The organism is Roseibium sp. M-1 (genome assembly GCF_054515675.1).
Genome location: NZ_CM137257.1, coordinates 2482409 through 2508159, shown reverse-complemented (window position 1 = coordinate 2508159; position 25751 = coordinate 2482409). Strand labels below are relative to the sequence as shown.

The window sequence follows — 25751 nt, the reverse complement described above, 5'->3', positions numbered from 1 at the left end:
ATAGATGCTCTACCACTTTAAGATCGATCAGCGGGTTTCCAGATAACGGTGCATGGACGCCTTGGCGTCGACATAGGCTTCCTGGCGCTCGACCGACCAGTATTTGAGCTCGTCCAGCGGTATGGCTGTCCCGGTGACGGCGCAGCGCACGAAGGTTCCCGGCGTTTCCACCTGATAGTCGCCGTCCAGGTAGCGGACGCGGGCTTCGCTGGGGATACGCGGATTTTCGTAGCGGTTCATCATTCGTCTTTTCCGGCGCGTTTTGTCACCTGTTCAAAAGGTCAGCCCTTCTAGGCCAAAAAACCGTGCAAGGGCAAGTCTCCCACATTTTCACAAACGTGGCTGCTGTTTTTTGCACCCTGATTGGCGAGGGACTGGCAAACATGAACCATCTGCCGGGACATGGCGGTGATGCATGGCGGCTCTTCCGGCTGCAAGCGCTCAAAATGACGGTGTCGAGCGGCTGTCGCGCCCGATCAGGTAGCGGCACCGCGACATGACGACGGCCCAGTCCGGCAGTGTCTCGCTGATACGTGCCATTTCAACGGGCCTGTCCTCGCGGCATGTCTCGATATCCGCCCATCGTTTAGTCTCAACCGACAGGTCCTCGCAAAGCAGCAGGTCGGGCTGGCAGGCAACAAGATGCATGGCGACCAGGATGGACTTCATTGCCCACCTGCGCGGTCGCGTTTGACGGACCGCTGATTGGCCGCAAAATCGATCGTGACGACGTTTTCGTCGGTGCACTCGGAAGGGGCTGGCGGTCCGGACACTGATCCGCTTTTCCCGAGCGCGGCAAGGAGTTGCGGATGCAGGCCGTCACCCCGGCTGGTGGCCATAGCGTGAAATCCGGCGATCGTCGTGCCGACGGAAGGCTTCGGAGGCTGTGACATGCGATCAACATCCTTGCTGCCACGCGAGGAGGCGCAGCGGTTCGATTGGTCAGGATTGGGGAAACGTGGCGGCGGTCTGCCTGGCAGCCTGGCTCGTCCGGCCGTTACGAAGGCCGTCTTTAAACATGAGTTTTATATTCAAGTTAAAAACTCTGGCAAGTGGATTTCGATGGTTTCTGGATGAATTACCCGTCAAAACGCCTATGTTGTGGAGAACACCAAGTCTCCGGGACTGGCTGGCGATGCCTTCCCTGCCGGCGATACCGGGCAAAATCAGGACATTCAGATGACCCTTTCCACGACCGATCTCATCGAATCTTCCGGCCTCGGCCTTGAGGCTGCACAGCGGATCACGAGAGAGGCGCTCGACGGTGCGGACGACGGCGAACTTTTTGTCGAATACCGCCAGACGGAAGGTCTTGTCTTCGACAACGGCCGCCTGAAGGGGGCCAACTACGACACCGCACAAGGGTTCGGCCTCAGAGCCGTTGCCGGGGAAGCCGCCGGTTATGCCCATGCGGGCGATATCTCGGAAGGCGCGTTGAAGCGGGCCGCTGAGGCGGTCGGCGCGGTTCGCAAGGGCTATTCCGGCTCCTATGCGGCTGCACCCGCCCGCACCAACCAGTCGCTCTACTCCGACGCCAATCCGCTTGGCGGGCCGAGCTTTGAGGAAAAGGTCCGCCTGCTGCAAGAAATCGACGCCTATGCCCGCGCCAGGGACCCGCGCGTGCGCCAGGTCTCTGCGTCTCTTGCCGGGTCGTGGCAGGTGGTGGAGATCCTGCGTGCCGACGGTCATCTCGTGCGCGATGTCCGGCCGATGGTGCGGCTCTCGATTTCCGTCGTCGCGGGCAACGACGATCGCCAGGAAAGCGGGTCTTTCGGCTGCGGCGGCCGCGAAGGCTTTCAGCGCTTCATCACGCCGGAAAACTGGCAGGGCGGTGTCGACGAGGCCCTGCGCCAGGCGCTGGTAAACCTTGAGGCGGTCCCGGCTCCGGCAGGAACCTTCGACGTGGTGCTTGGCCCTGGCTGGCCGGGCATCCTGCTGCACGAGGCCGTGGGTCATGGACTTGAAGGCGACTTCAACCGCAAGAAGACCTCGGCCTTTGCCGGCCTGATGGGCGAGCGCGTCGCCTCCCCGGGTGTCACCATTGTCGATGACGGCACCATTCCGGACCGCCGCGGTTCGCTGACCGTCGACGACGAGGGCACGCCGTCCAGCCGCACGGTTCTGATCGAGGACGGCATCCTGAAGGGCTACATGCAGGACCGGCAGAATGCGCGGCTGATGGGCATGGAACCGACCGGAAACGGCCGCCGCCAGTCCTACGCCCACATCCCGATGCCGCGCATGACCAACACGGTGATGATGGCCGGCGACAAGGACCCGGCGGAAATATTGTCGTCGGTCAAGGACGGCATCTACGCGGTCTCCTTCGGTGGCGGCCAGGTCGATATCACCTCCGGCAAGTTTGTCTTCTCCTGCACCGAGGCCTACCGGGTCGAGAACGGCAAGGTCGGTGCCCCTGTGAAGGGAGCCATGCTGATCGGCAACGGTCCGGATGCACTGACCCGGGTCACGATGATCGGCAACGACATGCAACTGGATCCCGGCATGGGGACCTGCGGCAAGCAGGGGCAGGGGGTTCCGGTCGGCGTCGGCCAGCCCTCCATGCGCATCAATGCGATGACGATCGGCGGTACCGCGGTCTGATCTCAGCGAAACCGGAGCCGTCATGGCCGAAATCGACTTCGTCATCTTCGACATGGACCAGGTTCTCTACGACTACGATCATCAGGTCCGCCTGAACCTGCTGGCGGACCTGACCGGGCGGCCCGCCGGTGAGATCGACGCGGCCGTCTGGGGCGGGCCGCATGAAGCTGCAGCGGAAGCCGGCTCACCGGACACGGCGGAAGCCTATCTGGCCCAATATGCCCGCCTTCTTGGGTATCCGATCGTCTTCGACACCTGGGCGGATATCCGCCGGCAGATGATGCGCCCGCGTCCGGAGGTGCTCGATCTCGTGCGCCAGCTCAAGAACACGGTGGATGTGGCACTGCTCACCAACAACGGCATGATGCTGAAGGCCGCCTTGCCGGTCTGCGCGCCGGAAGTGATCGAGATCTTCGGCGACAAGGCCCATGTCTCGGCGGAGTTCAGGGCGCGTAAACCGGACAGGCTTGTCTTTGAACGCATCTGTACGCGTTATGGCTACGCACCGCATAAAAGCGCCTTTGTCGACGACAACGCAGACAATGTGGAAGGGGCGGAGCAGGCCGGTTTGACCGGGCATCTGTTCACGTCGGCAGATGCTCTGGAAGATTTTCTCAAGAGGCAACGTCTGGTGTGAAGAAAGACAAGACCTCACCTCGTTGAAGGGGCATCGCTCTTCCAAATCCGCGGCGATGCGTCAAATCTGACAGTAGTCGCGCCTTGCGCCGGCAACAAATCCACCCTGTTTGGCGATCCTGCGTCCGGGCCTGCGCCCCGGAAATCGTCCGGAACGAAACTTTGATTGAAAATAAAGCAGATTTCTACGGCCATCGCTGGATTTCAGGCAGGGCAACCGCTTATTCTTTGGTATCCTGCATTTGATTTGAATCGGTCCGATTTTGCAATCGGACCTGGCCTGACGGCAAAGGAGATGCGATGGCCGCGGAAAGTGCTCCTCCGTTCTTTACAGAAGCGATCGTCTTTCTCGCTGCGACCGTTGTCGCGGTTCCGATCGCCAAGAGGCTGGGGCTCGGGTCGGTCGTCGGTTATCTCGCCGCCGGGGCGGTGGTCGGGCCGCACGGGTTGCGCCTGCTCGGCTCCGGCGAGGATGTGCTGCATGTTGCCGAACTCGGTGTCGTTCTGCTGCTTTTCGTGATCGGACTGGAGCTGGACCCGATGAAGCTCTGGCGGATGCGGCGGGACATATTCGGTCTCGGCACCGCGCAAGTCCTGCTGACCGGGGCCACGTTCTATGGCATCGCCCGCCTTGTGGACCTTCCCTTTTCGACGTCGCTCGTCGCGGGCTTCGGTCTCGCCCTGTCCTCAACCGCCTTTTCGCTGCAGATCCTGCAGGAACGCGGCCAGTTGTCGTCGCCTTATGGCCAGCGCGCCTTCGGCATCCTGCTGCTGCAGGACATCGCCATCGTGCCGCTGCTGGCGATGGTGGCCATCCTGGCGCCGGGCGATGGCGTATCGAACTGGGAGCAGATTTCCAACGAAATCATGCTCGTCCTGTCTGCGATCGCCATTGTTATTCTGGCCGGCCGCTATCTTGTTTCCCCCATCTTCCTGCTACTGGCGGCAAGCCGCGCCCGGGAAGTCATGCTCACCGCCGCGCTGCTGGTTGCGCTCGGCAGCGCTGGTATCATGCACGCGGTCGGGCTCTCCATGGCCCTCGGAGCCTTCCTCGCCGGAGTGCTGCTGGCCGAATCCAGCTTCCGCCATTCGCTGGAAGCCGACATCGAACCGTTCCGTTCCCTGCTGATGGGGCTGTTTTTCGTTGCTGTCGGCATGTCGCTCGACTTTTCGCTGGTGATTTCCCACTGGATGCTGGTGATTGGCGCGGTTGCGGTGGTGATGCTGGTCAAGGGCATGTTTCTGTGGGGGCTGTCGCGCGGCACGGGATCGCCCAACTCCGATGCGCTGCGCATCGCCGTCACACTGCCTCAGGGCGGTGAATTCGCCTTCGTGCTTTTCACGGCAGCCGTCAGCGAAAGGCTTCTGGACTACCAGTCGGCCAACCTGCTCAACGCAATCGTCATTCTGACGATGTTGCTGACGCCACTCGCCTGTCTCGGACTGGAAATGCTGGCCGAGAGGGCCAAGGCCAAAGGTGTCGAAAATCCGTCGATCGAAACCTTCGAGGAGGCGACACCAACGGTGCTTGTCATAGGCTTCGGCCGCTTCGGCATGGTCGTTGCCCAGTTTCTGACCTCCGAGGGGCTGGAGATCACTGCCATCGACAACCGGCCGGACCGTATCGCCTATGCCCGCAAGCAGAGCTACAAGGTCTATTATGGCGATGCGACCCGGGCGGACGTTCTGGCAGCTGCCGGCGCCGGCAAGGCCGCGCTGGTCGCCATGTGCATCGAGAATGACAAGGTCATGGGCAAGGCCATCGACCTGGTGCGCGAGGGCTTTCCGGATGCGCTGATCTTCTGCCGGGCGACGGACAGGGCCCACATGATGGATCTGACCCGGCGCGGCGTCGATTTCCAGATCCGCGAGACCTTCGAATCGAGCGTCGTCTTCGGCCGAGCCGCCCTGGAAGCCTTGGGAACGCCCCTCGACAGGATCGACCAGATCGAAGAGGGGGTGCGCGATCGGGACGAGGCGCGCCTGGCAGAGCAGCTTCGCGAAGTGATCGAGGCGGAGAAGGCGAAGCAAGGCAAGGGACAATCCCGCAAGTCTCAGGCCAAGGGACACCAGGACGCCGCGGAATAGGGCCGGCAAACAAAAAAGGCGCCGCGAAAGGGCGCCTTTCTCAATGAGGGATCAAGGCTCAGGGCAGGGCGTCGAAGCCGGCCGAGAAGCCGTTCAGCGAAATCGGGATGCCGATGCCTTCTTCCGGCGTCTGGAAGATGATGAAGGTTGCCTGAGAACCACCCTGCAGCTTGGTCAGGAGGTCTTCTTCCAGGATGACCTCGGCAATGCAGCCGTTCGGCAAGCAACGGACAAAACCGGCGCGGCCGATATCCGCGTTGTCGACCCTGAGGCCGAGGCCCGAAGGCAGCAGTACTCCGAGCGGCGCCAGGACGCGCAGGATGCGGGCCTGCTTGTCGGCGGTCTTCAGGATGATCACGGAAAGGCCGACATTCTCCCGGTCGGCGGCGGTCACGTTCTGGATAAGGGCGCATTGCTCGCCGCTGGCACCCGGAGGCGTGTCGCAGCGCATCTGCCAGTCGCCGTGGGTCGAGCGCACTTCGCCCTGGGCGACCGCCGGCAGGGCAGAGCCGAGGGAGCCGAGGACGATCCCGGCGATCGCTGCGAACCTGGCAAATGACAGTCTGGAGTGTCCGGTCGGTCGGGCAGCTTCGGGCTGCGGCAATTGGGTTGACAAGAAATCCTCCAGTCAATCGTTGTCCGGTCCGTCAGACCCGGTCTGCCGTCTGGCGGCCGGAACTGCGAATCAAGGTGTAATCCCGGGCCGACATTGCCGCATGACGGCGTTCGTTTCCAGTCCGGCCGGTCCTGAAGGTGCAGGATTATTCGCAATTCTTGTCGAAATTTCGCCTGTCCTTGACGAGTGTCAATCGGCGACGGCCGCCGGAGGGCTGTGAAAAGTTTGAAATTCCGTTGCAGCCCGGCGTTTCTTGTGGTTTTTGTGCGGCTCGAAGGTGTCGGTGGGATGATGCGGCACATCGCCGCTCTGCCCTGTAGGGACCATCGCCCTTTATGTGAGTTTGTGGTTATAGTCCGGCAAACTCTAGACCCTGTCCAACTTGAGGACGCAGCAGATTGGGCTTGCGCAGCCGAGCCAAGCCCGCTACTGCCGCACCGGATTGGACCGGATCAGAGTCCGGAAATTTGCATTTGCCGCTCAAGGCGGCTGAGGGAAGGGAGCGCGGACGTGAAGGCAATCTTCAAGCGTCTCATGACTATAGCCGGTGCGGCGGCGACTTTTGCTGGAGTGTCCACAGCGGCCCTGGCGGCGGAATCCGGCATCAAGGACTGGCAGTTCGGCTATCAGGCCTCTGTCACGGATGTGATGGACGACATCACCTGGTTCAATGGCTTTACGCTGGTAATCATCACCGTCATCACCTTGTTCGTGCTGGCACTGCTGGTAATCTGCATGGTCAAGTTCAGCGCCAAGGCGAACCCGGTTCCCTCAAGGACTTCCCACAACACGCTGATCGAAGTGGTCTGGACCGTAGTTCCGATCCTCATTCTGGTTGTGATCGCAATTCCGTCCTTCCGCCTGCTCTACAAGCAGCTGGATATTCCCCAGTATGACATGACCCTCAAGGTCATCGGCAATTCCTGGTATTGGGACATCGAGTACCCGAACGAAGGCATGGAAAACATCTCCATTTCTGCAAACATGCTGCAGGAGGCCGACAAGCTTCCGGAAGACAAGCAGAACCAGTCCCGTCAGGCACTGAAGCCGAACGAACCGCGCCTGCTTGCCGTCGATTACGATGTGATCATTCCGGTCGACACGACCGTTCTCGTCCAGGTGACGTCGAACGACGTGATTCACGCCTTCGCAATGCCGGCCTTCGGCGTTAAGATCGACGCTATCCCTGGCCGCCTCAACGAAACCTGGTTCAATGCCCGCGAAGAGGGCATCTACTACGGCCAGTGCTCCGAGCTGTGCGGCAAGTTCCACGCGTTCATGCCGCTCGCGATCCGCGTCGTGTCCAAGGAACAGTTCGCTGCCTGGGCAGCCGCCGCACAGGACGACGTCGATGCGGCGAATGAACAGCTTGCGGCATCGCTTGCAGCAGCCAAGACCGCAGCTACGACTGCCGATACCGAAGAAATGTCCGTCGCCGCGAAATAACGCGGCGGCACGCCTGTTTGGCGATTGCGCGCGATGACACGCAGCGCCGCTGACACCGTTTAAAGAGGGAGCCCGAAATGGCTGCGTACGAAGCACATGCGGCACATGGCCATCCGACCGGATGGCGCCGCTGGGTCTATTCGACCAACCACAAAGACATCGGCCTGTTGTACCTGATCTTCGCGATCATCGCAGGCATCATCGGCGGCGCGCTCAGCGTCGGCATGCGGATGGAGTTGCAGGAGCCGGGGATGCAGATCTTCGGTGATCCGCATCTGTTCAACGTCTTCACCACCGCTCACGGCCTGATCATGATCTTCTTCATGGTCATGCCGGCGATGATCGGCGGCTATGCCAACTTCTTCGTGCCGATCATGATCGGTGCGCCGGACATGGCCTTCCCGCGCATGAACAACATCTCCTTCTGGCTGCTGCCGCCGGCTTTCGCGCTGCTGCTGCTGTCCCTGTTCGTTGAAGGCCCTCCCGGCGGCTACGGCGTCGGTGGCGGCTGGACCATCTATCCGCCGCTTTCCACCAACACCGGTCAGCCCGGCCCGGCAATGGACCTTGCGATCCTCTCCCTGCACATCGCAGGGGCGTCTTCGATCCTCGGCGCAATCAACTTCATCACGACCATCTTCAACATGCGCGCTCCCGGCATGACCTTGCACAAGATGCCGCTGTTTGCCTGGTCCGTGCTGATCACCGCGTTCCTGCTGCTCCTGTCGCTGCCGGTTCTGGCAGGCGCCATCACCATGCTGCTGACGGACCGCAACTTCGGCACCACCTTCTTCGATCCGGCCGGCGGTGGTGACCCGATCCTGTTCCAGCACCTGTTCTGGTTCTTCGGGCACCCGGAAGTGTACATCCTGATCCTGCCGGGCTTCGGCATCATCAGCCACGTCATCTCCACCTTCTCGCGCAAGCCGATCTTCGGTTACCTCGGCATGGCCTACGCCATGGTCGCCATCGGCGTCGTCGGCTTCATCGTGTGGGCGCACCACATGTACACCGTCGGCATGTCCTCCGAGACCCAGGCCTACTTCGTGGCGGCCACCATGGTGATCGCGGTTCCGACGGGCGTGAAGATCTTCTCGTGGATCGCCACCATGTGGGGCGGCTCGATCGAGTTCCGCACCCCGATGGTATGGGCGATCGGCTTCATCTTCCTGTTCACCGTCGGCGGTGTGACGGGCGTGCAGCTCGCCAACGCCGGCCTCGACCGCTCCTACCACGACACCTACTACGTGGTGGCACACTTCCACTACGTTCTGTCTCTGGGTGCCGTGTTCGCGATCTTCGCCGCCTGGTACTACTGGTTCCCGAAGATGTTCGGCTACATGTACAACGAGACGATCGGCAAGGCACATTTCTGGATCACCTTCATTGGCGTGAATCTGGTGTTCTTCCCGCAGCACTTCCTGGGTCTGAACGGCATGCCGCGCCGCTATGCCGACTATCCGGATGCATTTGCCGGCTGGAACTTCGTGTCTTCCATCGGCTCCTACATCTCGGCCTTCGCGGTTCTGGTGTTCCTCTTCGGCATCTACGAGGCCTTCTCCAAGAAGCGCGTCGCCGGAAACAACCCGTGGGGTGAAGGCGCAACGACCCTTGAGTGGACGCTGACTTCTCCGCCGCCGTTCCACCAGTTCGAGACGCTGCCGCGCATCAAGTAATGCGCGGCGGGAGGAAACGCCTCCCGTCAGGAACAGCACCGCGCCGGTCTCCGGCGCGGTGCATCATTGAAACCGCCGGGCACCGACCCGGCCGACATGCCGGACCCGTCGCGGCAGAAACAAGAATTCGAAGGACGCGCCATGTCGCTCGTTGAGCGCCAGGATACGATGAACCAGGAAAGCGCCGTCTGGAACGGCGGCATGGGATCGGTGAGCGACTATGTGGCGCTCCTGAAACCGCGCGTGATGTCTCTGGTCATCTTCACCGCTTTTGTCGGCCTGATGCTGGCGCCCGGAACCATCCATCCGGTGCTTGGCGCGGTTTCGATCCTGTGCATCGCCATTGGTGCCGGCGCTTCCGGCGCGCTCAACATGTGGTATGACGCCGACATCGACGAAGTCATGACGCGCACCCGCAAGCGTCCGATCCCGGCGGGCAAGATCACCCGCGACGAGGCGCTCGCCTTCGGCATGACGCTGTCCATCGGCTCGGTGGTGCTGCTCGGCCTTATGGTCAACTGGTTTGCCGGCGCGTTCCTTGCCTTCACCATTTTCTTCTATGTGATCGTCTATACGATGTGGCTGAAGCGCTCTACGCCGCAGAACATCGTCATTGGCGGTGCCGCCGGTGCCTTCCCGCCGATGATCGGCTGGGCTGCTGTCACCGGCAGCGTCAGCCTGGAAAGCTTCGTGCTGTTCCTGATCATCTTCATGTGGACGCCGCCTCATTTCTGGGCTCTGGCGCTGGTGAAAAACGGCGACTACACGGCCGCGAAAGTTCCGATGCTGCCGGTCGTGGCCGGGGAAACGGTCACCCGTCACCACATTCTGGCCTATGCCGTGCTGCTCGCACCCGTCGGCGTTGCTCCCTATCTCATCGGTTTCGCCGGACCGGTCTACGGCGTTGCCTCGACATTACTGAGCATCATCTTCGTTGCCCTGTCTTTCGATGTGTGGCGCAACCGCGAGGGTGATGCCGCCAAGTCCGCCTGCTGGCGTCTCTTCAAGTTCTCGATCTTCTATCTGTTCATGCTGTTTGCGCTTCTCCTGGGCGAAAGCCTGGTCGCAGGCCTGATTGCGGGAGCATGAACCGATGAGCGAAGACAACAAGGGCATTACGCTCACCGAAGAGCAGAAGAAGAAGCGCCGGTCGCGGTCCATTGCGATCGCACTGGTGCTGGGCGGCCTGGTGCTGCTGTTTTACGTCGTCACCATCATCAAGATGGGGCCGGACATCATGAACCGGGCGATGTGAGGGAGAGACTGTGAGCACCCCGCAAGACAATCAGGCCCGGATACGCAGCAACCGTAAGGTCGCGGTTGTTTGCTCCGGTGTCTTTGTCTGCATGGTCGGCGCCTCCTTTGCCGCCGTGCCGCTCTACAATCTCTTTTGCCGCGTTACCGGCTTCGGCGGCACCACGCAGGTGGCGAACGCTGCAAGCGATGTGGTCATCGACAGGAAGATCACCATCCGTTTCGACGGTAATGTCAGTCACCAGTTGCCCTGGAGCTTCAAGCCGGCGCAGCGAACCGTGACGTTGCGCATGGGCGAGACCGCCCAGCTGAACTACATGGCCACGAATACGGGCGATGCGAAAACGGTCGGAACGTCGACCTTCAACGTGTCGCCACCGACCGCGGGTATCTATTTCAACAAGCTGCAATGCTTCTGCTTTACCGAGCAGGCGCTGGAAAGCGGCGAGAGTGTCGAGATGCCGGTCGTCTTCTTTGTCGATCCTGACATGGACAAGGATCCTGAACTGAAATCGGTGAAGGAAATCACTTTGTCCTATACCTTCTTCCCGGTAGAAGAACCGGAACGTCCTGTTGCAGCATCGGCCGTGAAGGCCGAAGCTGAAACGAAACTTTAGCGCGAGGGCGTGGAGCCCACGCCTGAAATGATTGTCTTTGGGGAGCTTGCCGATGGCTGAGGCACATACCAAACACCACGACTACCACCTTGTGGATCCGAGCCCGTGGCCGTTCATCGCATCCGTGGGTGCGTTCATCATGGCGATCGGCGCCATCGGCTTCATGAAGTATGCCCAGGACAAGGACTTCACGTTCGATTTCGGCTTCCTGGGATCGCCGGACCTTGCCGGTTGGGGCCTTTTCGTCGTCGGCCTGCTGATCGTGCTCTACGTCATGTTCGGCTGGTGGCGCGACACTGTGCGCGAATCCTATGCGGGACACCACACCCGCGTGGTGTCGCTGCACCTGCGCTACGGCATGCTGCTGTTCATCGCCTCTGAAGTGATGTTCTTCGTTGCCTGGTTCTGGGCCTATTTCGACGCTTCCCTCTTCACCGGCGAAGCCATCCAGTTCGCCCGCGTCGAAGCAACCGGCGGCCACTGGCCCCCGGCTGGCATCGAGACCTTCGATCCCTGGCACCTGCCGCTGCTGAACACGCTGATCCTGCTGTGCTCCGGCACCACGGTCACCTGGGCGCACCACGCGCTGCTGCACAACGACCGAGACGGCCTGAAGTGGGGCCTGACCCTGACGGTCATCCTCGGTGTCCTCTTCACCATTTGCCAGGCCTATGAATACGGCCACGCAGCCTTCTCCTTCAGCGGCAACATCTATGGCGCGACCTTCTTCATGGCGACCGGGTTCCACGGCTTCCACGTGATCGTCGGCACCATCTTCCTCGCAGTCTGCCTTGGCCGGGCTCTGGTCGGCCAGTTCACGCCGGAAAAGCACTTCGGCTTCGAGGCAGCGGCCTGGTACTGGCACTTCGTTGACGTCGTCTGGCTGTTCCTGTTCGTCTCCATCTATATCTGGGGCGCAGGCACACCGGCCGCTCACTAAGGGCACGTAACACGACACGAAAAACGCCCGGTCCGGCCATCGGATCGGGCGTTTTTCTTTAATTGCAGCGAATGAGGCACGGCATGGAAGACAAGGCGCATTTTCCCCCGGTCAATCCGGTCCCGGCGGGACTTGCTGGCAAGTGCCCGCGCTGCGGCCAGGGAAACCTCTTTGACGGGTTTCTCAGCATCAAGAAATCCTGCATGGCCTGCGGCCTCGACTATTCCTTCGCGGACGCGGGCGATGGACCGGCCGTTTTCGTCATCATGATCGTCGGCTTTATCATTGTCGGGCTCGTGCTCTGGGTCGAGCTTGCCTTCCAGCCGCCGATCTGGCTGCACATGGTGGTCTGGCTGCCGCTGACCGTGCTGCTGGCAGGTGTGGTGCTTCGTCCGCTCAAGGGTCTGATGATCGCGCTGCAGTACCGTAACAAGGCGTCGGAAGGCCGGCTGGACGACGGGCCGGACGGCGCTTGACCGGTCCGGGCGAGGAACCGACACAGACATGAGGCCCATGCGCGCTCTTCTCTTACCAACGCTTGCCGCAGTTGCCGCACTTGCCGTGCTGCTCAATCTCGGTTTCTGGCAACTTGACCGCCTCGCCTGGAAGGAAGAGCTCATCGAGCGGGTGGAAACCGACATCACGCAGGCGCCCGTAGCCGCGCCGGGGCCTCACGCCTGGGCGGACATGGGCAGCGAAGACGACTACCGGCATGTCGAACTCACCGGCCGCTTCCTGGAGGGTGCCGTCTTCTACTACACGGCTCTCACCAAGGCGGCCGGCGCATTCGATGGTCCCGGACTGATGGTCTACGCCCCATTCGAAACCGAAGGCGGCTGGACTGTTCTCGTCAATCGCGGCTTCGTCCCGCAGGGTCTCGACCCGGCACAGCGGGAAATCGCAATTGCGACTCCGGACGGTGTCCGCCGGTTGACCGGCCTTGTGCGGCTGAGTGAAAAGCCGAACTGGACGACGCCGGATCCGGATCAGGGCGACCGCACCTGGTTTGCGCGGGACACGGAGGCGATGGCCGGGACCCTGGGCATGACCACGGCCAATCTTGCCCCTTACAGCGTCGACCTCGATGCCGAATTCACGCCACCCTCGGGCCTGCCGCAAGCGGGCGAAACGGTCGTCCGTTTCAAGAACGACCACCTCGGCTATGCCCTGACCTGGTTCGGTCTCGCCGCCACCCTGATCGGCGTCTATCTCACCTATTCGGCAAGCATCCTGTGGCCACGGTCAAAGCGGGAAGCTTGAGGCTTTCAACGTGAATAGGCTGTTCAATCAGTCCGGTGACATCGAACCCACTCAACCCAATGAACTTTCATACCTCTCTGCCGTCATCCCCGCCAAGCGAAGCGCGAGCCGGGACCGGGGAGGCAAAGTACGCGCAGTCCAGGCAAGGTCCTTATCGATAAGCCTCGGCTCCCCGGTCCCGGATCTTCGATGCGATGCGTCCGGGATGACTGCTGAAAGTTGGCAACAAAAAAGGGCCCTCGCGGGCCCTTCTCATTCCAGTGCGACATCACCCGGTCAGCCGAGGGCTTCCAGGATGGCAGCGGCGCCGGATTTGACGGCTTCGCCTGGAGCGTCCTCGATGGCGAGGAAGGTGATTTGACCGTCCTTGGCGATCAGCGCGAAGCGCTGCGAACGCAGGTGGCCGAAGATCGGTGCCGGGCCGAGGCCGAGGCCGGCGGCTTCGACGAATTCGGCGGCGGTGTCGGAGAGGAAGGTGATGCTGTCGCCGGCTTTGGAAGCGGTCTTCCAGGCATCCATCACGAAGACGTCGTTGACCGACAGGACCGCGATGGTGTCGACGCCCTTGTTCTTCAGCGTCTCGGCATGCTCGATGAAGCCAGGCAGGTGGTTCATGTGGCAGGTGGGCGTGAAGGCGCCCGGAACGCCGAAGAGTACCACGGTCTTTCCGGCCGTCAAGTCGCCGGTCGACATTTCGCCGGGGCCGTCAGAAGTCATGATTTTGAAGGTGGCGTCCGGAAGGCGATCCCCAACCTGAAGTGTCATAGCGCTTGTCCTTTGAAATTGCCGGCTGCGGGTACCGTGTGCAGCCCGCTCACAGATAGGGCGTAGCAAGGAGTGCGTCGAGGGACAATCCCGCAAAAGCGGTTCGGCTGATTTACTGCTCAAAATTGCAGGCTATTGCACCCAGGCCGGGTCGATCGGGACCAGATGCTCGATTGCCCGCCCGCCCGCTTTGAGGACCAGCCGCAGCGAGGTGTCATTGTCCGTTGTCTTGAGGCCCTTCGTCGGCAGCTCCCAGGCGGCGTCGCCATTCTCCGTTCCGGCTGCGCCAGGTTCCACCAGCCGCGGCAGTCCGATAAAGGAGCCTTCGGGAGCTGCGGCGAACAGATCGATCTCCGCGTCGCCGGGAACCCTGGCGACGATGGACAGCGCTTCGCCGGAAGCGGCAGGCGCGACCGAGAGGATCGACAGGTCCGGCTCAGGCGTGCCTTGAGGCACAGCCTCCAGATCCCGGGCAATCAGCGTTCCGGCCAGGCTGTCCACCTTGCCGGATGGGGTCAGGTCCAGCGTCAGCAAGGCCTCCCCGGGCACGCAGATCTCGTTGCAGATGCCGAAAAACACCTCCAGCGACAGATGGACGGGTGCGGCGGGATCTTCCGGCTCGATCTCTATCGGCAGGACGATGCCGTCGTGATAGACGATCGAGCTTGTATAGCCGTCGCTGTAGCGTTCCGGCGCCGGATAGAAAACATCCAAACGCTTGAGATTGCCGCTCCCCTCCGTGTTGATTTGCGGCGGGATGCCGGCCTCGCCCGGGTAACGCCAATAGGTGTGCCAGCCGGACTCCAGCAGGAACTCCAATCCGGCCTGATAGCGGCCGTCATGAAGAGGGCCTGTGGCGATCAGACGGACAGAGCCGCCTTGAACCTCGGTCCAGGCGGTCATGGCGGCGCGGGCCGGCAAGGGCGCCAGGAGGAAGGTGAGGGCAAGGGCAGACAGAAGGCGTTTCATGGTGTCAGTGCTACACGAGTTTCGCGCAAGCGTCACCGGCCAGGATCGCCGGTCCGGGTCATATCCTTGTGACGCAGGTGTGAGCCGGATGCCATGATCGCAGCGCAAACGTGCATTAACAAAGCTCCGCAAAGGGGCTATGCTTTTTGCAGAGGCAGAGGGCGTCAACACGAAAAGAGGTACGCATGGCCGGAACCGCAGCGACAGATTCCCTTGAAGGGCAATTTCTGATTGCGATGCCGAGCATGACAGACAGCCGGTTCGAACATTCGGTGATTTACCTGTGTTCCCACTCCGACCAGGGGGCCATGGGGCTGGTGGTCAACCAGGTTGCACGACACCTCTCCCTCGAAGAACTCCTGATCCAGCTGGACATCGTCAACGACGACAGCGCCATCCGCCTGCCGCCGCAGGTTCGTGACATGAATGTCTACAAGGGCGGGCCGGTCGAGGTCGAACGCGGTTTCGTCCTGCACAGCGACGACTTCATGCTCAATCAGTCGACCCTTTCGATCGACAACGGCATCTGTCTCACGGCAACGCTGGAGATCCTGCGCGCACTGGCTCAGGGCGCAGGGCCCTCCAAGGCCATGCTGGCGCTTGGCTATGCTGGCTGGGCTCCGGGGCAACTGGAGCACGAGATCCAGGCCAATGGCTGGCTGACTGCACCGGCCGATCCCGATATTCTGTTCGATGGGGATACGGAGAGGAAGTGGCACAAGGCGCTTGCAAGTCTCGGCATAGACCCGGCCATGCTTTATTCCGACGCGGGCCACGCCTGAAGCCCCTCGATACCGGAACTTCCCTTGGAACGTTTCTGTCGATTCCCGACCTGACGCAAGGTCCGGGAAACTTTCCGCGGACACTGTTTTTCAAACTTCAAATCACCGTTTGAGACATGCGGTTTTGCCAGGAATTTTGGCTCTAAAAGACTTTATTAGTATTTTTCACAGGTTTTCAATTTCACAGAATTCCAACTGAAAATGATTTGGATTACGTTTGGTCAAGTGCGCTAGAGGCCAGATGTGAATGGAAGTATTCCGACAAAGGTCACCGGGATCGATTGTGCTTGTGGTCGCGGGTGCATTGGCGCTGGCGTTCTCCCTGTTTGCGATCTCGTTGTGGGAATTCAGCCGGACGGAAGCACATGACAGGAAACAGATCGTCCATCTGGCCGACGCCTTCGTGACCCGTTACGCAGACCACCGTACCGAAAACATGCCCGTTCCGGCTTCTTTCCGAAGAATGGGGCTGGAGAGCTTTCTTCCCGAATGGAATGACGACGACATGCACGCCCCGGTGAAGGTGCGTGTTCCGGGCGTTCCGGGGCTTGAACTCGGGCTGAGCGAAACCGATCCGCGCGTTGCAGCCTGGATTTCCGGGATCGCGGAAATGCGCGACACAGGCGTTCAGGAAGAACTGCGCTTCGAAGGCGGCCATGTCATCGGCAGGTCTATCTTCCCGTCGGTGGCCAATTCGCCAGCTTGCGTTACCTGCCACAACGAGTTGCTTGGCGGCCAGCCCTACAAGCTGGGCGACGTCATGGGTGCCTTTGTCGTGGAGTCGGATCTGACGGCCTTTGCGCTCAGAAGCCTGGGTTATGCAGGGCTCGCCTTCTTCGCCGTCCTGGCCGGCTGGCTTTTGCTTGCAGGCAGGGAGAACCGGCGCACCAGGGCCCTTGTCGAGCTGGAAAACCAGGTCCAGCTGGAACGGCAGAAGCGGGAAGCCGAAGCGCATGCGAATTTCCTGCTGTCGCACGATTCTCTGACCGGTCTTGCCCGCAGGGCGCTTTTCATGGACACGATCGAACAGCAATACGGCACCAGCGACGATCAGGACCTGTTCCTGGCCCTGATCGACCTCGATGACTTCAAGACCGTCAATGACACCATGGGCCATGACGCCGGCGATGCCCTCCTGATCGAGGTCGGAAAGCGGCTGAAACAGGTGGCGGAGGAGGGCGGAGGTCTCGCCGCTCGCCTAGGTGGAGACGAATTCGCCGTAGCCGTCCACAAGTCCGAACGGTTTCCGTCGCTTCCCGTTCTTGGAGCCAAAATCGTCGAGGAGGTCTGCGGCAAGGTTCGCTACGAGGATCTTTCCCTTCAGCCCAGTTGCTCGGTCGGCTTATATGCTTGCCGCGAGGAGAGCTGTTCCGACGCCTGCGATCTTCTGAAATTCGCCGACGCGGCCCTCTATGTGGCCAAGAACGACGGCAAGAACCGCTATCGCCAGTTCGACGAAGAGATCCTGCTCAGTCTGCAGCGGCGCATGGCGATCATGTCGACGCTGCCTCTGGCGGTCAAAAAAAGAGAGATCGAGGCGGTGTTTCAGCCCAAGATCTGCCTGTTGACCGGTCATCCGCTCGAATTCGAATCCTTTGCCAGATGGCGTCTGGACGGCAAGGCCGTTTCCCCGAGCGAATTTGTACGGATCGCCGAGGAAACCGGAGCAATCCTGGAACTCGATCTCCAGATCCTGGAAAAGAGTGCCCGCTTTGCGCTGGCGGCGGCTGAAAGCACCGGCGCGCCGGTGCGCGTCAGCTCCAACATATCCTCGCTTGGGTTCAAGTCACCGCAAATTGCCGAGCAGATCGAGGGCATCCTGCAGGGCACGGGCCTTTCGCCGAGCCTGCTGACGATCGAGGTCTCGGAAAGCGTGCTCGTGGAAAACGTCGCGAACGCCAACGACAGTCTCAGCCGGCTGCGGGCGTCGGGTATCCGCGTGTCGCTCGACGGCTTCGGCACGGGGCATTCCTCCTTGCGCTACCTGCAGCAGCTGTTGCTCGACGAGATCAAGATCGACCACACGTTCTTGAAGGATATTACCCGGGAGAGCGACAAATACTTCCTCTTCCGCAAGATCGTCGAGATGGCCAACGGCATGGACAAGGCCGTCGTCGTCGAGGGCATAGAGGATGCCGAACAGCTGGACCTCGTCGTCAAGTCCGGTGCCAAGATCGGGCAGGGGCTCTATTTCTCCGGTCCCATGTCCTCGGAAGATTGCCTGCGCTACAGCATGGATTTCGCCAATCGCGCCCGGGTCTCGCATCTGAACTGATCGTGTGGGCCCCGAAATGCGGCGGCGACCTTGCAGCCGCCCTTTCCGCTGCGATGAAGCGCTGCAGCGATTGCCGTCATCGGAACAGGTGCCGCAGGGGAAAAAATGCGCGCCAAACCGCCTTCTTATTCCCTCACAGTCATGATTTTAGCCAAAAGCGACTTGCGCTGGAATGTTATGGCGCGTAAGTCGCAAGGGTGGCATGGTTTGTTTCAAATCCGCCGGAATTCAAGTAACCTGAAGGTCTGGCGGAACGGGCAGGGGACGAGGCGCGTCCCGCATCAAAGCAAAACTAAAGGGAAGTTGCGCGGTGAAATACATCAGTACGCGTGGTGAGGCACCAGTCCTGGAATTCTCCGATGTCCTGCTTCAGGGCCTTGCACGCGACGGCGGTCTCTATCTTCCCGAAACCTGGCCGCAATTCGACGCCGAGACCATCGCCTCCTTTGCCGGAAAATCTTACGAAGCCGTCGCTTTCGAGGTGATTTCACCCTTTATCGGCGATGACATTCCCGACGATATCTTGAAGGCGATGATTGCCGATGCCTATGGCAGCTTCCGCCATCCGGCCGTCACGCCGCTGGTCCAGACCGGCCCGAACACCTTCATCCTGGAACTCTTCCACGGCCCGACGCTGGCATTCAAGGATGTCGCCATGCAGCTGCTCGGCCGGATGATGGACTATGTCCTGACCGAGCGCGGCCTGCGCGCCACCATCGTCGGCGCGACGTCCGGTGACACGGGCGGTGCCGCCATCGAGGCCTTCCGCGGCCGTGAGCGCACCGACATCTTCATCCTTTTCCCGGACGGGCGCGTCTCCAACGTGCAGCGCCGACAGATGACGACGCCGACGGAAAAGAACGTCCATGCGCTGGCGCTCACCGGCAACTTCGACGACTGCCAGGCCATCGTCAAAGGCATGTTCAACAATTTCGCCTTCCGCGACCGGGTGGCGCTGTCGGGCGTCAACTCCATCAACTGGGCGCGCATCCTGGCGCAGATCGTCTATTACTTCGTTGCCGGTGCCGCCCTCGGTGCGCCGCACCGCAAGATCGCTTTCACTGTGCCGACCGGCAATTTCGGCGACATCTTCGCCGGTTACGCCGCGATGAAGATGGGCCTTCCGGTCGAGAAGCTGGTCGTGGCAACCAACGTCAACGACATCCTGGCACGCACGCTGGAGACCGGCCGCTACGAGAAGCGTGGCGTGTTGCCGACGATTTCGCCATCGATGGACATCCAGGTGTCGTCGAACTTCGAGCGCCTGCTATCCGAGGTTTGCGGCCGCGACGGCGAAGCTGTCCGCCGGATGATGAACCAGCTGTCCCAGTCGGGCAGCTTCACCATCGAGGACGGACCGCTTGGTGAAATGCGCGCCGTCTTCGGCGCGGGCCGCTGCGACGAAGAGGAAACCGCGGCGACGATTGCCGGCGTCTACAAGGAGGCGGGTTATTTGCTCGACCCGCACACGGCGATCGGCGTGCATGTGGCAAAGGCTCACGAGAATGCGTCCGCACCGATGGTGGTGTTGGGGACGGCCCACCCGGCCAAGTTCCCGGACGCGGTGGAAAAGGCATCCGGTGTCCGGCCAGAGCTGCCGGAAAACCTGCAAGACATGATGACTGCGGAGGAGCGCCAGCAGGTTCTGGCGGCTGATCAGGGAGTGGTGGAACGCTTTGTCGAAGATCACGCCCGGGCCGTCACTGCCGGGGTATGACTATATGAAAGTACAGACAACAGTTCTCGACAACGGCATGACCGTCGTCACCGACCAGATGCCCTACCTCAAGACCGCCGCGCTTGGCGTCTGGGTGCGCACAGGTTCTCGGGCGGAAAACGTGCACCAGAACGGCATTACCCACCTTCTGGAACACATGGCCTTCAAGGGCACCGCCACCCGCACCGCACGCGGCATTGCGGAAGAGATCGAAGCTGTCGGCGGAGAACTCAACGCCTCCACCAGCATCGAACACACCAATTATTACGCCCGCATCCTCGCCGAGGACATGCCGCTCGCGGTCGATATCCTCGCGGACATCCTGCAGAACTCAACCTTCGATGCACAGGAACTGGCGCGCGAGCAGCATGTGATCCTGCAGGAAATCGGCGCTGCCAACGATTCCCCGGACGACCAGGCCTTCGATCTCTTCCAGGAAACCGCCTGGCCCAACCAGGCGATCGGCAGGCCCATCCTTGGTACGCCCGACACGGTGCGCGGTTTCAACCGCGATGCGCTCAACGCCTATCTTTCCGACCGCTACCGGGCGCCGGACATGGTGCTGGCGGCAGCCGGTGCCGTCGACCACGATGCACTGGTTGCGCTAGCGCGGGAAAAGTTCGGCGGCTTCAGCTCTGAGCCGGCTGCGCCGGAATCCGAAGCGCAATACCGCGGTGGCGAGATCCTGCGGTCCAAGGATCTGCAGGAAGCGCAGGTTCTGATCGGCTTCGAGGGCAGGCCCTACAAGTCGGAAGACTATTACACCATCCAGATTCTTGCTTCCGTTCTTGGCGGCGGCATGTCCTCGCGCCTGTTCCAGGAAATCCGCGAGAAACACGGCCTCTGCTACGCCATCTACAGTTTCCACTGGGCGTTTTCCGACACGGGTCTCTTCGGAGTGCATGCGGCCACCAGCCAGGAGGATCTCGCTTCCCTGATGCCGATGATCGTCGACGAACTGATCGCGGCTACCCAGACGATCACCGAGGAAGAAGTCGCCCGCTCGCGGGCACAGATCCGCGCCGGCCTGATGATGGCGCTGGAAAGCCCGGCGGCCCGCGCCGGTCAGATTGCGCGTCAGATCCTCGTTCATGGCCGGGTCCTGAATCCGGACGAGATTTCATCGAAGATCGAGGCCGTGACTGCCGCCGATATCCGGCGCGTCGCCCACGAAACCTTTGTCGGCACGGTGCCGACCCTGACCGCAATCGGTCCGGTTGATGGTATCATGACCGCACAAGAACTCGCGGACAGGCTCCAGCAGAGCCCTGTCCTGCGGGCGGCATCGATGTAAGTCATGGCTTGAAGGCGGAGATCGGGGCATGGCGCTGCTACGTCCGGGGATATCATCTGACGCCGAATTGCTGATCGAGGCGGGCGGTTATTATCTGCGTCCGCCGATCATGTACGACTTCAAGCCCTGGGCGGCGCTGCGCGGGGAAAGCCGCGCTTTCCTCAAGCCCTGGGAACCGCTTTGGCCTTCCGACGACCTGACCAAGACCGGCTTCCGGCGGCGCCTGCGCCGCTATTCCAAGGACCGCAAGGAAGGCCGGAGCCTGTCCTTTCTGCTCTTCCGGGCGCGCAACAACGAGATCCTCGGCGGGCTGACCTTGAGCAATATCCGCAGGGGCGTCAGCCAGACTGCGACACTTGGCTACTGGATGGGCGAACGGCATGCGGGAAAAGGGCATATGTCGTCCGCGGTCGCCATGATCTTGCCGTTTTGCTTCGACGTTTTGAACCTTCATCGAATTGAAGCGGCCTGTTTGCCAACCAACATGCCGTCCATCCGTTTGCTCGAAAACGCCGGATTCCACCGGGAAGGCTACGCACGCAACTATCTGTTGATCAACGGCTCCTGGCAGGATCATCTGCTGTTTGCGTGTTTGGCGGAAGACCATGCGTCACGGCCCGAAAAAGTGGCTCCGAGCGTCGAGGGTATCTTGAAAGAATTCTTGTGACATGCGCTTCAAACCGGTACTTCTTCGCCCCATGTCGAATTTGATACCGGATCTGATCGGCAACGTGTTCCGAAAGCTTGTCATTGCCCTGTCTTTGATAGCCACGTTGCTTGGCGTTCTTCCCGCGCATGCGCTGGAACCGATCCCCGTGCCGATCGATATCGAGGCGCTCGATATCACCAATTCCATAGAGCTCCACCGCGAGGCCGGCACACGGCTGCAGGTGTCGACCGCTCCGGGCGCCGACGGCATCGTGCGCCGCATCGAAGTGCCCTCGCGCGACGGGTCCAACACCAACTGGGCGGTCTTCGCGCTCGCCAATACCAGTGACGAGCAGATCGACCGGCTGATCGTTGCGCCCAACTACAGGCTGGTCGGGTCCGATCTTTTCTGGCCGGATCTCGGCTCCTCGCGCATCGCGACCATCACGCCAAGCCAAGGCATTGCCCCGGAGCGCCAGAAAAGCCTGGAGGCTGACGTCTTCCTGGTGACGCTCGACCCGGGCTCCATCGTGACTTTCGTCGCCGAACTGACGACACCGAACCTGCCGGAAATCCGGATCTGGGAACCGGACGTCTATGAGGAAACGGTCAACGCCTACACGCTTTACAGGGGCATCATCCTCGGCATTTCCGGTCTGCTGGCCCTGTTTCTGACCATCCTCTTCGTGGTCAAGGGCACGGTGATGTTCCCGGCAACCGCGGCGCTTGCCTGGTCGGTGCTGGCCTATCTGTGCATCGATTTCGGCTTCTGGGGAATGGTGTTCAATCTGGAAGGAGGCGGCAGCCAGCTGGCGCGCGCCTGTGCCGAGGTCATGCTCGCGGCGAGCCTGATCATCTTCCTCTACGCCTATCTCAACCTCAACCGCTGGAACATCCACTATTCTCATCTGGCGCTGACGACGCTGATCCTGATCCTGGGTCTCCTCGGCGTCGCCGTCTGGGATCCGTCCATTGCCGCCGGTATTGCCCGCCTGGCACTGGCCGTCATCGGTGTGCTCGGCTTCGTCACCATCGCGGTTCTGGCCTTTCAGCACTACGACCGCGCCATTCTCCTGATCCCGACCTGGTGCCTGCTGATGGCGTGGCTGATCGGCGCGGCAATGACGGTGACCGGCTATCTTGCCAACGACATCGTCCAGCCGGCGCTCGGCGGCGGCCTGGTGCTGATCGTGCTCCTGATCGGGTTCACGGTGATGCAGCATGCCTTTGCGGGTGGCGCGATCGCGCAGGGTCTCATTTCCGACATCGAGCGCAAGGCGCTGGCATTGACCGGGGCCGGCGACATCATCTGGGACTGGGACATCGACCGCGACCGCATCTACACCGGCAACGAGGTCGAGGACCTTTTGAACCTTCGGCGCGGCACGCTGGAGGGGCCTGCGCGAGACTGGCTGGATGTGCTTCATCCGCAGGACCGCGACCGCTTCCGGGCGACGCTCGACGCCGTCATCGACCAGCGCCGCGGCAAGGTCGTCCAGACCTTCCGCCTGCGCTCCGAGGATGGCCATTTCCGCTGGTTCCGCCTGCGGGCCCGGCCGATCATCGGCTCGGACGGTGAGGTGATCCGCTGCGTCGGCACGCTGCTCGATGTCACCGAGGAACGAACCGCGGAAGAGCGCCTGCTGCACGACGCCGTCCACGACAACCTGACCGGCCTGCCGAACCGCGAGCTCTTCGTCGACCGCCTGCGCACCAGTGTCGTCCGCTCCAAGGCCGAAGAAACGTCCAAGCCGACCTTGCTTGTGCTCAATCTCGACCGGTTCAAGCAGGTCAATGACAGCATCGGCCTCTCCGCAGGCGACAGCATCCTTCTGACCGTTGCACGCCGTCTTGGCCGCCTGATCGGCCAGCAGGACACGCTTGGCCGCCTCTCCGGCGACCAGTATGGCCTGGTGCTGCTCTCCGAACAGGAACCGGATCGCATCGTTGCGCTGGCCGATGCCCTGCGCAAGGCCGTGCGCGCCCCGATCACCTTCGGCGACCGCGAGATCTTCCTCACCTGTTCCGTCGGCATCGCCTTCTTCGAAGGCGGCAAGCAGGCGGTCGAGGACATGGTCACCAATGCGGAGATCGCGCTCAACCATGCCAAGCGGCTCGGCGGCGACCGACAGGAAGTGTTCCGGCCGATCCTGCGCCCGCTCGACAAGAACATCGTCGACCTGGAAGCCGATCTGCGTGAAGCGATCAAGAAGGAAACGCTCGGCGTCTTCTTCCAGCCGATCATCCGGCTCGAAGATCAGGCCGTTGCCGGTTTCGAGGTCCTTGCGCGCTGGAACCATGCCCGCCGCGGCAAGATCTCGCCGTCGGAATTCATTCCGGTCGCCGAACAGTCCGGTCTCATCAACGAGCTAGGCATGTACATGCTGGACAAGGGAGCGCAGCAGCTGGCTTTCTGGCAACGCGAATTCCCGATGCAGCAGCCGCTCTTTGCCTCGGTCAACCTGTCGTCCCGCCAGCTTCTGAAGCAGGACCTCATCAACGATGTGAAGGCGGTTCTCTCAAGAACGTCGCTGGAACCGGGCACGCTGAAGCTGGAACTGACGGAATCCCTCGTCATGTCCAACCCGGAATACTCCGCCAAGGTGCTGGAGCGCCTGCGCGGTCTCGGCGCCGGCCTGTCGCTGGACGATTTCGGCACGGGCCATTCCTCGCTCTCCTATCTGCAGCGCTTCCCGTTCGATACGATCAAGATCGACCAGTCCTTCGTGAAGCCGAACGGCTCGTCGGCCCGGCCGGTACTGCTCAGGACCATCGTCGCCATGGGCCACGACCTCGGCATGTCGGTGGTGGCTGAGGGCGCCGAGAGCGAGAACGACGCGCTCGAACTCTACCAACTCGGCTGCGAATACGCGCAAGGCTTCTTCTTCGGCGAAGCGGTCTCGGCGGCCGAAGCCACCAAGATCCTGCGCAAGATGCCGGCGGAGGCGGAGACGGCTTAGGGCAGAACCTGACTACTCGATAAGTGTCACCCCGGGCGACCGAAGGGAGACCCGGGGCCCACTCTCAGACCCACTTGCGCAGGTTGCTGCGATGAATGCCGAAGCCTCTCTTTGGTGGCTGCTACAGCCCGACAACCTCACTGGAAACGAGCAGGCCCCGGGTCTCGCAAAGCTCACCCGGGGTGACGCTGTGCGCTATCGGCTGGTTTCGCTTCCCTTGTCCGGAATGACGTGAGGAATGGGAGGTGCGAGGCGAGGCGGCTAAGGCACCAGCACCGGCACCGTCCGGTCTGTCTGGCTGATCTCCAGCGGTGTTGCACCGAAGGGGTCGCCATCGACCTGGGCGGCGACGGGTGCGACCGCCTCGATCATTGCGGAGGTGAAGGGTTTGACGAGGGCGCCTCTGGCCTTGTGAATGCGGCCCAGCATCAGGGCGATGCCATAACAGAAGGACGACCATGGGTCGTCCCGTTCCAGAACCAGCATGTGAAGACCCGGATCGGTCGCACCGCCCGGGCAGATAACGAAAGGGCCGCCGTAGTGGCTGGCGTTGCTGGCAACCGCCAGCTTTCCAGTCACTTGCGTTGTCCCGTCGAGCGTCACCGTCAGCGACGCGCCCTTGCGGCCGAACCCTGCTTTCAGTGCGGTAATGACATAGGCGAGCTTGCCGAGACGCCGTTTCAGCGCCAGCGGCACAGCATGGACGACCTCCGCGTCGAAACCGGCCGAAGCCATCAGCACAAACGGCCGGCCGTTGGCGAGACCATAATGAAGCGGACGTGTCTTGCCGGAGCGGATCATGTCGGCAATGGCTTTGGGATTTCGCGGCAGGCCCAGTTCAAGGGCCAGCACATTTGCAGTGCCGAAGGGGATCACGGCCAGTTGCGGCGGGGCGGGGTGGTCCTGAAATCCGGTGAGCGCCTCGTTGACGCTGCCGTCTCCGCCGGCCACCACCAGCGTCTGTACCGGCAGGGCAGGATCGGAGCAGATCTTGCCGATTTCACCGGCATGGGTCGTCAACCGGATCTCGGTGCGGCAGCCAAGATCTTCCAGGCGCTTGCGCACATCGTCCAGAAGCTCGGGCTTGTAGCCGCCGGATGTCGGATTGGCGACGATCAGCACGGTGCCGGCCATGTCGGGAACCATGCTGCGTCGTGTTGACGGACCGGACCAGGAGAACAGTCTCACTCAAAATCCTCTGCAA

The 25751-nt window shown here is 61.7% G+C and carries 25 protein-coding genes; 18 read left to right on the top strand and 7 right to left on the bottom strand.

All coding sequences use genetic code 11. The annotated features are described in order from the left end of the window. Nucleotides 1–27: 27 nt before the first annotated feature. From ACX3M4_RS11350 to ACX3M4_RS11340, 3 genes are all read right to left on the bottom strand, one after another. Nucleotides 28–243, bottom strand: coding sequence for a DUF2093 domain-containing protein (locus tag ACX3M4_RS11350; protein WP_459358691.1), 216 nt, complete (start codon nt 241–243; stop codon nt 28–30). Between the two features lie 198 nt (nt 244–441). After that, nucleotides 442–669 (bottom strand): hypothetical protein, encoded by a 228-nt coding sequence (locus ACX3M4_RS11345; protein WP_459358690.1) that lies wholly within the window; start codon nt 667–669, stop codon nt 442–444. Next, nucleotides 666–893 (bottom strand): hypothetical protein, encoded by a 228-nt coding sequence (locus ACX3M4_RS11340; protein WP_459358689.1) that lies wholly within the window; start codon nt 891–893, stop codon nt 666–668. The genes ACX3M4_RS11345 and ACX3M4_RS11340 overlap by 4 nt, the downstream gene beginning before the upstream one ends. On the opposite strand from ACX3M4_RS11340, the gene ACX3M4_RS11335 reads away from it, so the two are divergent. The 4 genes from ACX3M4_RS11335 (at nt 892) to ACX3M4_RS11320 (ending at nt 5328) form a co-directional block, all read left to right on the top strand. Next, complete coding sequence (locus ACX3M4_RS11335) at nt 892–1077, top strand: hypothetical protein (protein WP_459358688.1); 186 nt, start codon at nt 892–894, stop codon at nt 1075–1077. The two genes, ACX3M4_RS11340 and ACX3M4_RS11335, sit on opposite strands and share 2 nt — an antisense overlap. Nucleotides 1078–1179: 102 nt before the next feature. After that, nucleotides 1180–2604, top strand: a complete 1425-nt coding sequence (gene tldD / locus ACX3M4_RS11330; protein ID WP_459358687.1) for a metalloprotease TldD — start codon at nt 1180–1182, stop codon at nt 2602–2604. 22 nt (nt 2605–2626) lie between these two features. After that, the gene (locus ACX3M4_RS11325) at nt 2627–3241 is read left to right on the top strand and encodes an HAD family hydrolase (RefSeq protein WP_459358686.1); all 615 of its coding nucleotides are present in this window, start codon (nt 2627–2629) and stop codon (nt 3239–3241) included. A 299-nt stretch (nt 3242–3540) separates the two neighbouring features. Beyond that, complete coding sequence (locus tag ACX3M4_RS11320) at nt 3541–5328, top strand: monovalent cation:proton antiporter-2 (CPA2) family protein (protein WP_459358685.1); 1788 nt, start codon at nt 3541–3543, stop codon at nt 5326–5328. Between the two features lie 58 nt (nt 5329–5386). Here the strand turns inward: ACX3M4_RS11320 and ACX3M4_RS11315 are convergent, their stop codons facing one another. Then, a complete protein-coding gene (locus ACX3M4_RS11315) occupies nt 5387–5866 on the bottom strand; it encodes an invasion associated locus B family protein (RefSeq protein ID WP_459359412.1) in 480 nt (159 codons plus the stop codon). Between the two features lie 588 nt (nt 5867–6454). Here ACX3M4_RS11315 and coxB point away from each other — a divergent pair. The 8 genes from coxB to ACX3M4_RS11275 all read left to right on the top strand — a co-directional run bounded on the left by coxB (nt 6455) and on the right by ACX3M4_RS11275 (nt 13137). Further along, nucleotides 6455–7390 carry a cytochrome c oxidase subunit II gene (coxB, locus tag ACX3M4_RS11310; RefSeq protein WP_459358684.1) on the top strand — a complete coding sequence of 312 codons (936 nt, stop codon included), beginning with the start codon at nt 6455–6457 and terminating at the stop codon, nt 7388–7390. A 77-nt stretch (nt 7391–7467) separates the two neighbouring features. Continuing rightward, complete coding sequence (gene ctaD, locus ACX3M4_RS11305) at nt 7468–9066, top strand: cytochrome c oxidase subunit I (protein ID WP_459358683.1); 1599 nt, start codon at nt 7468–7470, stop codon at nt 9064–9066. 141 nt (nt 9067–9207) lie between these two features. Then, nucleotides 9208–10155, top strand: coding sequence for a heme o synthase (locus tag ACX3M4_RS11300; protein ID WP_459359411.1), 948 nt, complete (start codon nt 9208–9210; stop codon nt 10153–10155). A 4-nt stretch (nt 10156–10159) separates the two neighbouring features. Continuing rightward, nucleotides 10160–10321, top strand: a complete 162-nt coding sequence (locus ACX3M4_RS11295; protein ID WP_459358682.1) for a hypothetical protein — start codon at nt 10160–10162, stop codon at nt 10319–10321. A 10-nt stretch (nt 10322–10331) separates the two neighbouring features. Beyond that, complete coding sequence (locus ACX3M4_RS11290) at nt 10332–10937, top strand: cytochrome c oxidase assembly protein (RefSeq protein WP_459358681.1); 606 nt, start codon at nt 10332–10334, stop codon at nt 10935–10937. A gap of 52 nt (nt 10938–10989) precedes the next feature. After that, entirely contained in the window at nt 10990–11877 is an 888-nt protein-coding gene (locus tag ACX3M4_RS11285) for a cytochrome c oxidase subunit 3 (RefSeq protein WP_459358680.1), read from the top strand. A gap of 83 nt (nt 11878–11960) precedes the next feature. Next, on the top strand, nt 11961–12353 hold the full coding sequence (locus ACX3M4_RS11280; protein WP_459358679.1) for a DUF983 domain-containing protein: 393 nt from the start codon (nt 11961–11963) through the stop codon (nt 12351–12353). Between the two features lie 37 nt (nt 12354–12390). Continuing rightward, entirely contained in the window at nt 12391–13137 is a 747-nt protein-coding gene (locus ACX3M4_RS11275) for an SURF1 family protein (protein ID WP_459358678.1), read from the top strand. 276 nt (nt 13138–13413) lie between these two features. On the opposite strand, the gene ACX3M4_RS11270 is transcribed toward ACX3M4_RS11275, so the two are convergent. Both ACX3M4_RS11270 and ACX3M4_RS11265 read right to left on the bottom strand, forming a co-directional pair. Further along, entirely contained in the window at nt 13414–13902 is a 489-nt protein-coding gene (locus ACX3M4_RS11270) for a redoxin family protein (protein ID WP_459358677.1), read from the bottom strand. 132 nt (nt 13903–14034) lie between these two features. Further along, on the bottom strand, nt 14035–14871 hold the full coding sequence (locus ACX3M4_RS11265) for a protein-disulfide reductase DsbD domain-containing protein (protein WP_459358676.1): 837 nt from the start codon (nt 14869–14871) through the stop codon (nt 14035–14037). Nucleotides 14872–15056: 185 nt separating this feature from the next. Here ACX3M4_RS11265 and ACX3M4_RS11260 point away from each other — a divergent pair, with 185 nt between their 5' ends. The 6 genes from ACX3M4_RS11260 (at nt 15057) to ACX3M4_RS11235 (ending at nt 24547) form a co-directional block, all read left to right on the top strand. Beyond that, the gene (locus tag ACX3M4_RS11260; RefSeq protein WP_459358675.1) at nt 15057–15653 is read left to right on the top strand and encodes a YqgE/AlgH family protein; all 597 of its coding nucleotides are present in this window, start codon (nt 15057–15059) and stop codon (nt 15651–15653) included. 283 nt (nt 15654–15936) lie between these two features. Next, nucleotides 15937–17928, top strand: a complete 1992-nt coding sequence (locus tag ACX3M4_RS11255; RefSeq protein WP_459358674.1) for a putative bifunctional diguanylate cyclase/phosphodiesterase — start codon at nt 15937–15939, stop codon at nt 17926–17928. A gap of 310 nt (nt 17929–18238) precedes the next feature. Next, on the top strand, nt 18239–19645 hold the full coding sequence (gene thrC, locus ACX3M4_RS11250) for a threonine synthase (protein ID WP_459358673.1): 1407 nt from the start codon (nt 18239–18241) through the stop codon (nt 19643–19645). 4 nt (nt 19646–19649) lie between these two features. Further along, the gene (locus tag ACX3M4_RS11245; protein WP_459358672.1) at nt 19650–20939 is read left to right on the top strand and encodes a M16 family metallopeptidase; all 1290 of its coding nucleotides are present in this window, start codon (nt 19650–19652) and stop codon (nt 20937–20939) included. Nucleotides 20940–20967: 28 nt separating this feature from the next. Further along, entirely contained in the window at nt 20968–21606 is a 639-nt protein-coding gene (locus ACX3M4_RS11240) for a GNAT family N-acetyltransferase (protein WP_459358671.1), read from the top strand. Nucleotides 21607–21637: 31 nt separating this feature from the next. After that, nucleotides 21638–24547 (top strand): EAL domain-containing protein, encoded by a 2910-nt coding sequence (locus tag ACX3M4_RS11235; RefSeq protein ID WP_459358670.1) that lies wholly within the window; start codon nt 21638–21640, stop codon nt 24545–24547. A 261-nt stretch (nt 24548–24808) separates the two neighbouring features. Here the strand turns inward: ACX3M4_RS11235 and ACX3M4_RS11230 are convergent, their stop codons facing one another. Beyond that, on the bottom strand, nt 24809–25735 hold the full coding sequence (locus ACX3M4_RS11230; RefSeq protein ID WP_459358669.1) for a diacylglycerol/lipid kinase family protein: 927 nt from the start codon (nt 25733–25735) through the stop codon (nt 24809–24811). Nucleotides 25736–25751: the final 16 nt, after the last annotated feature.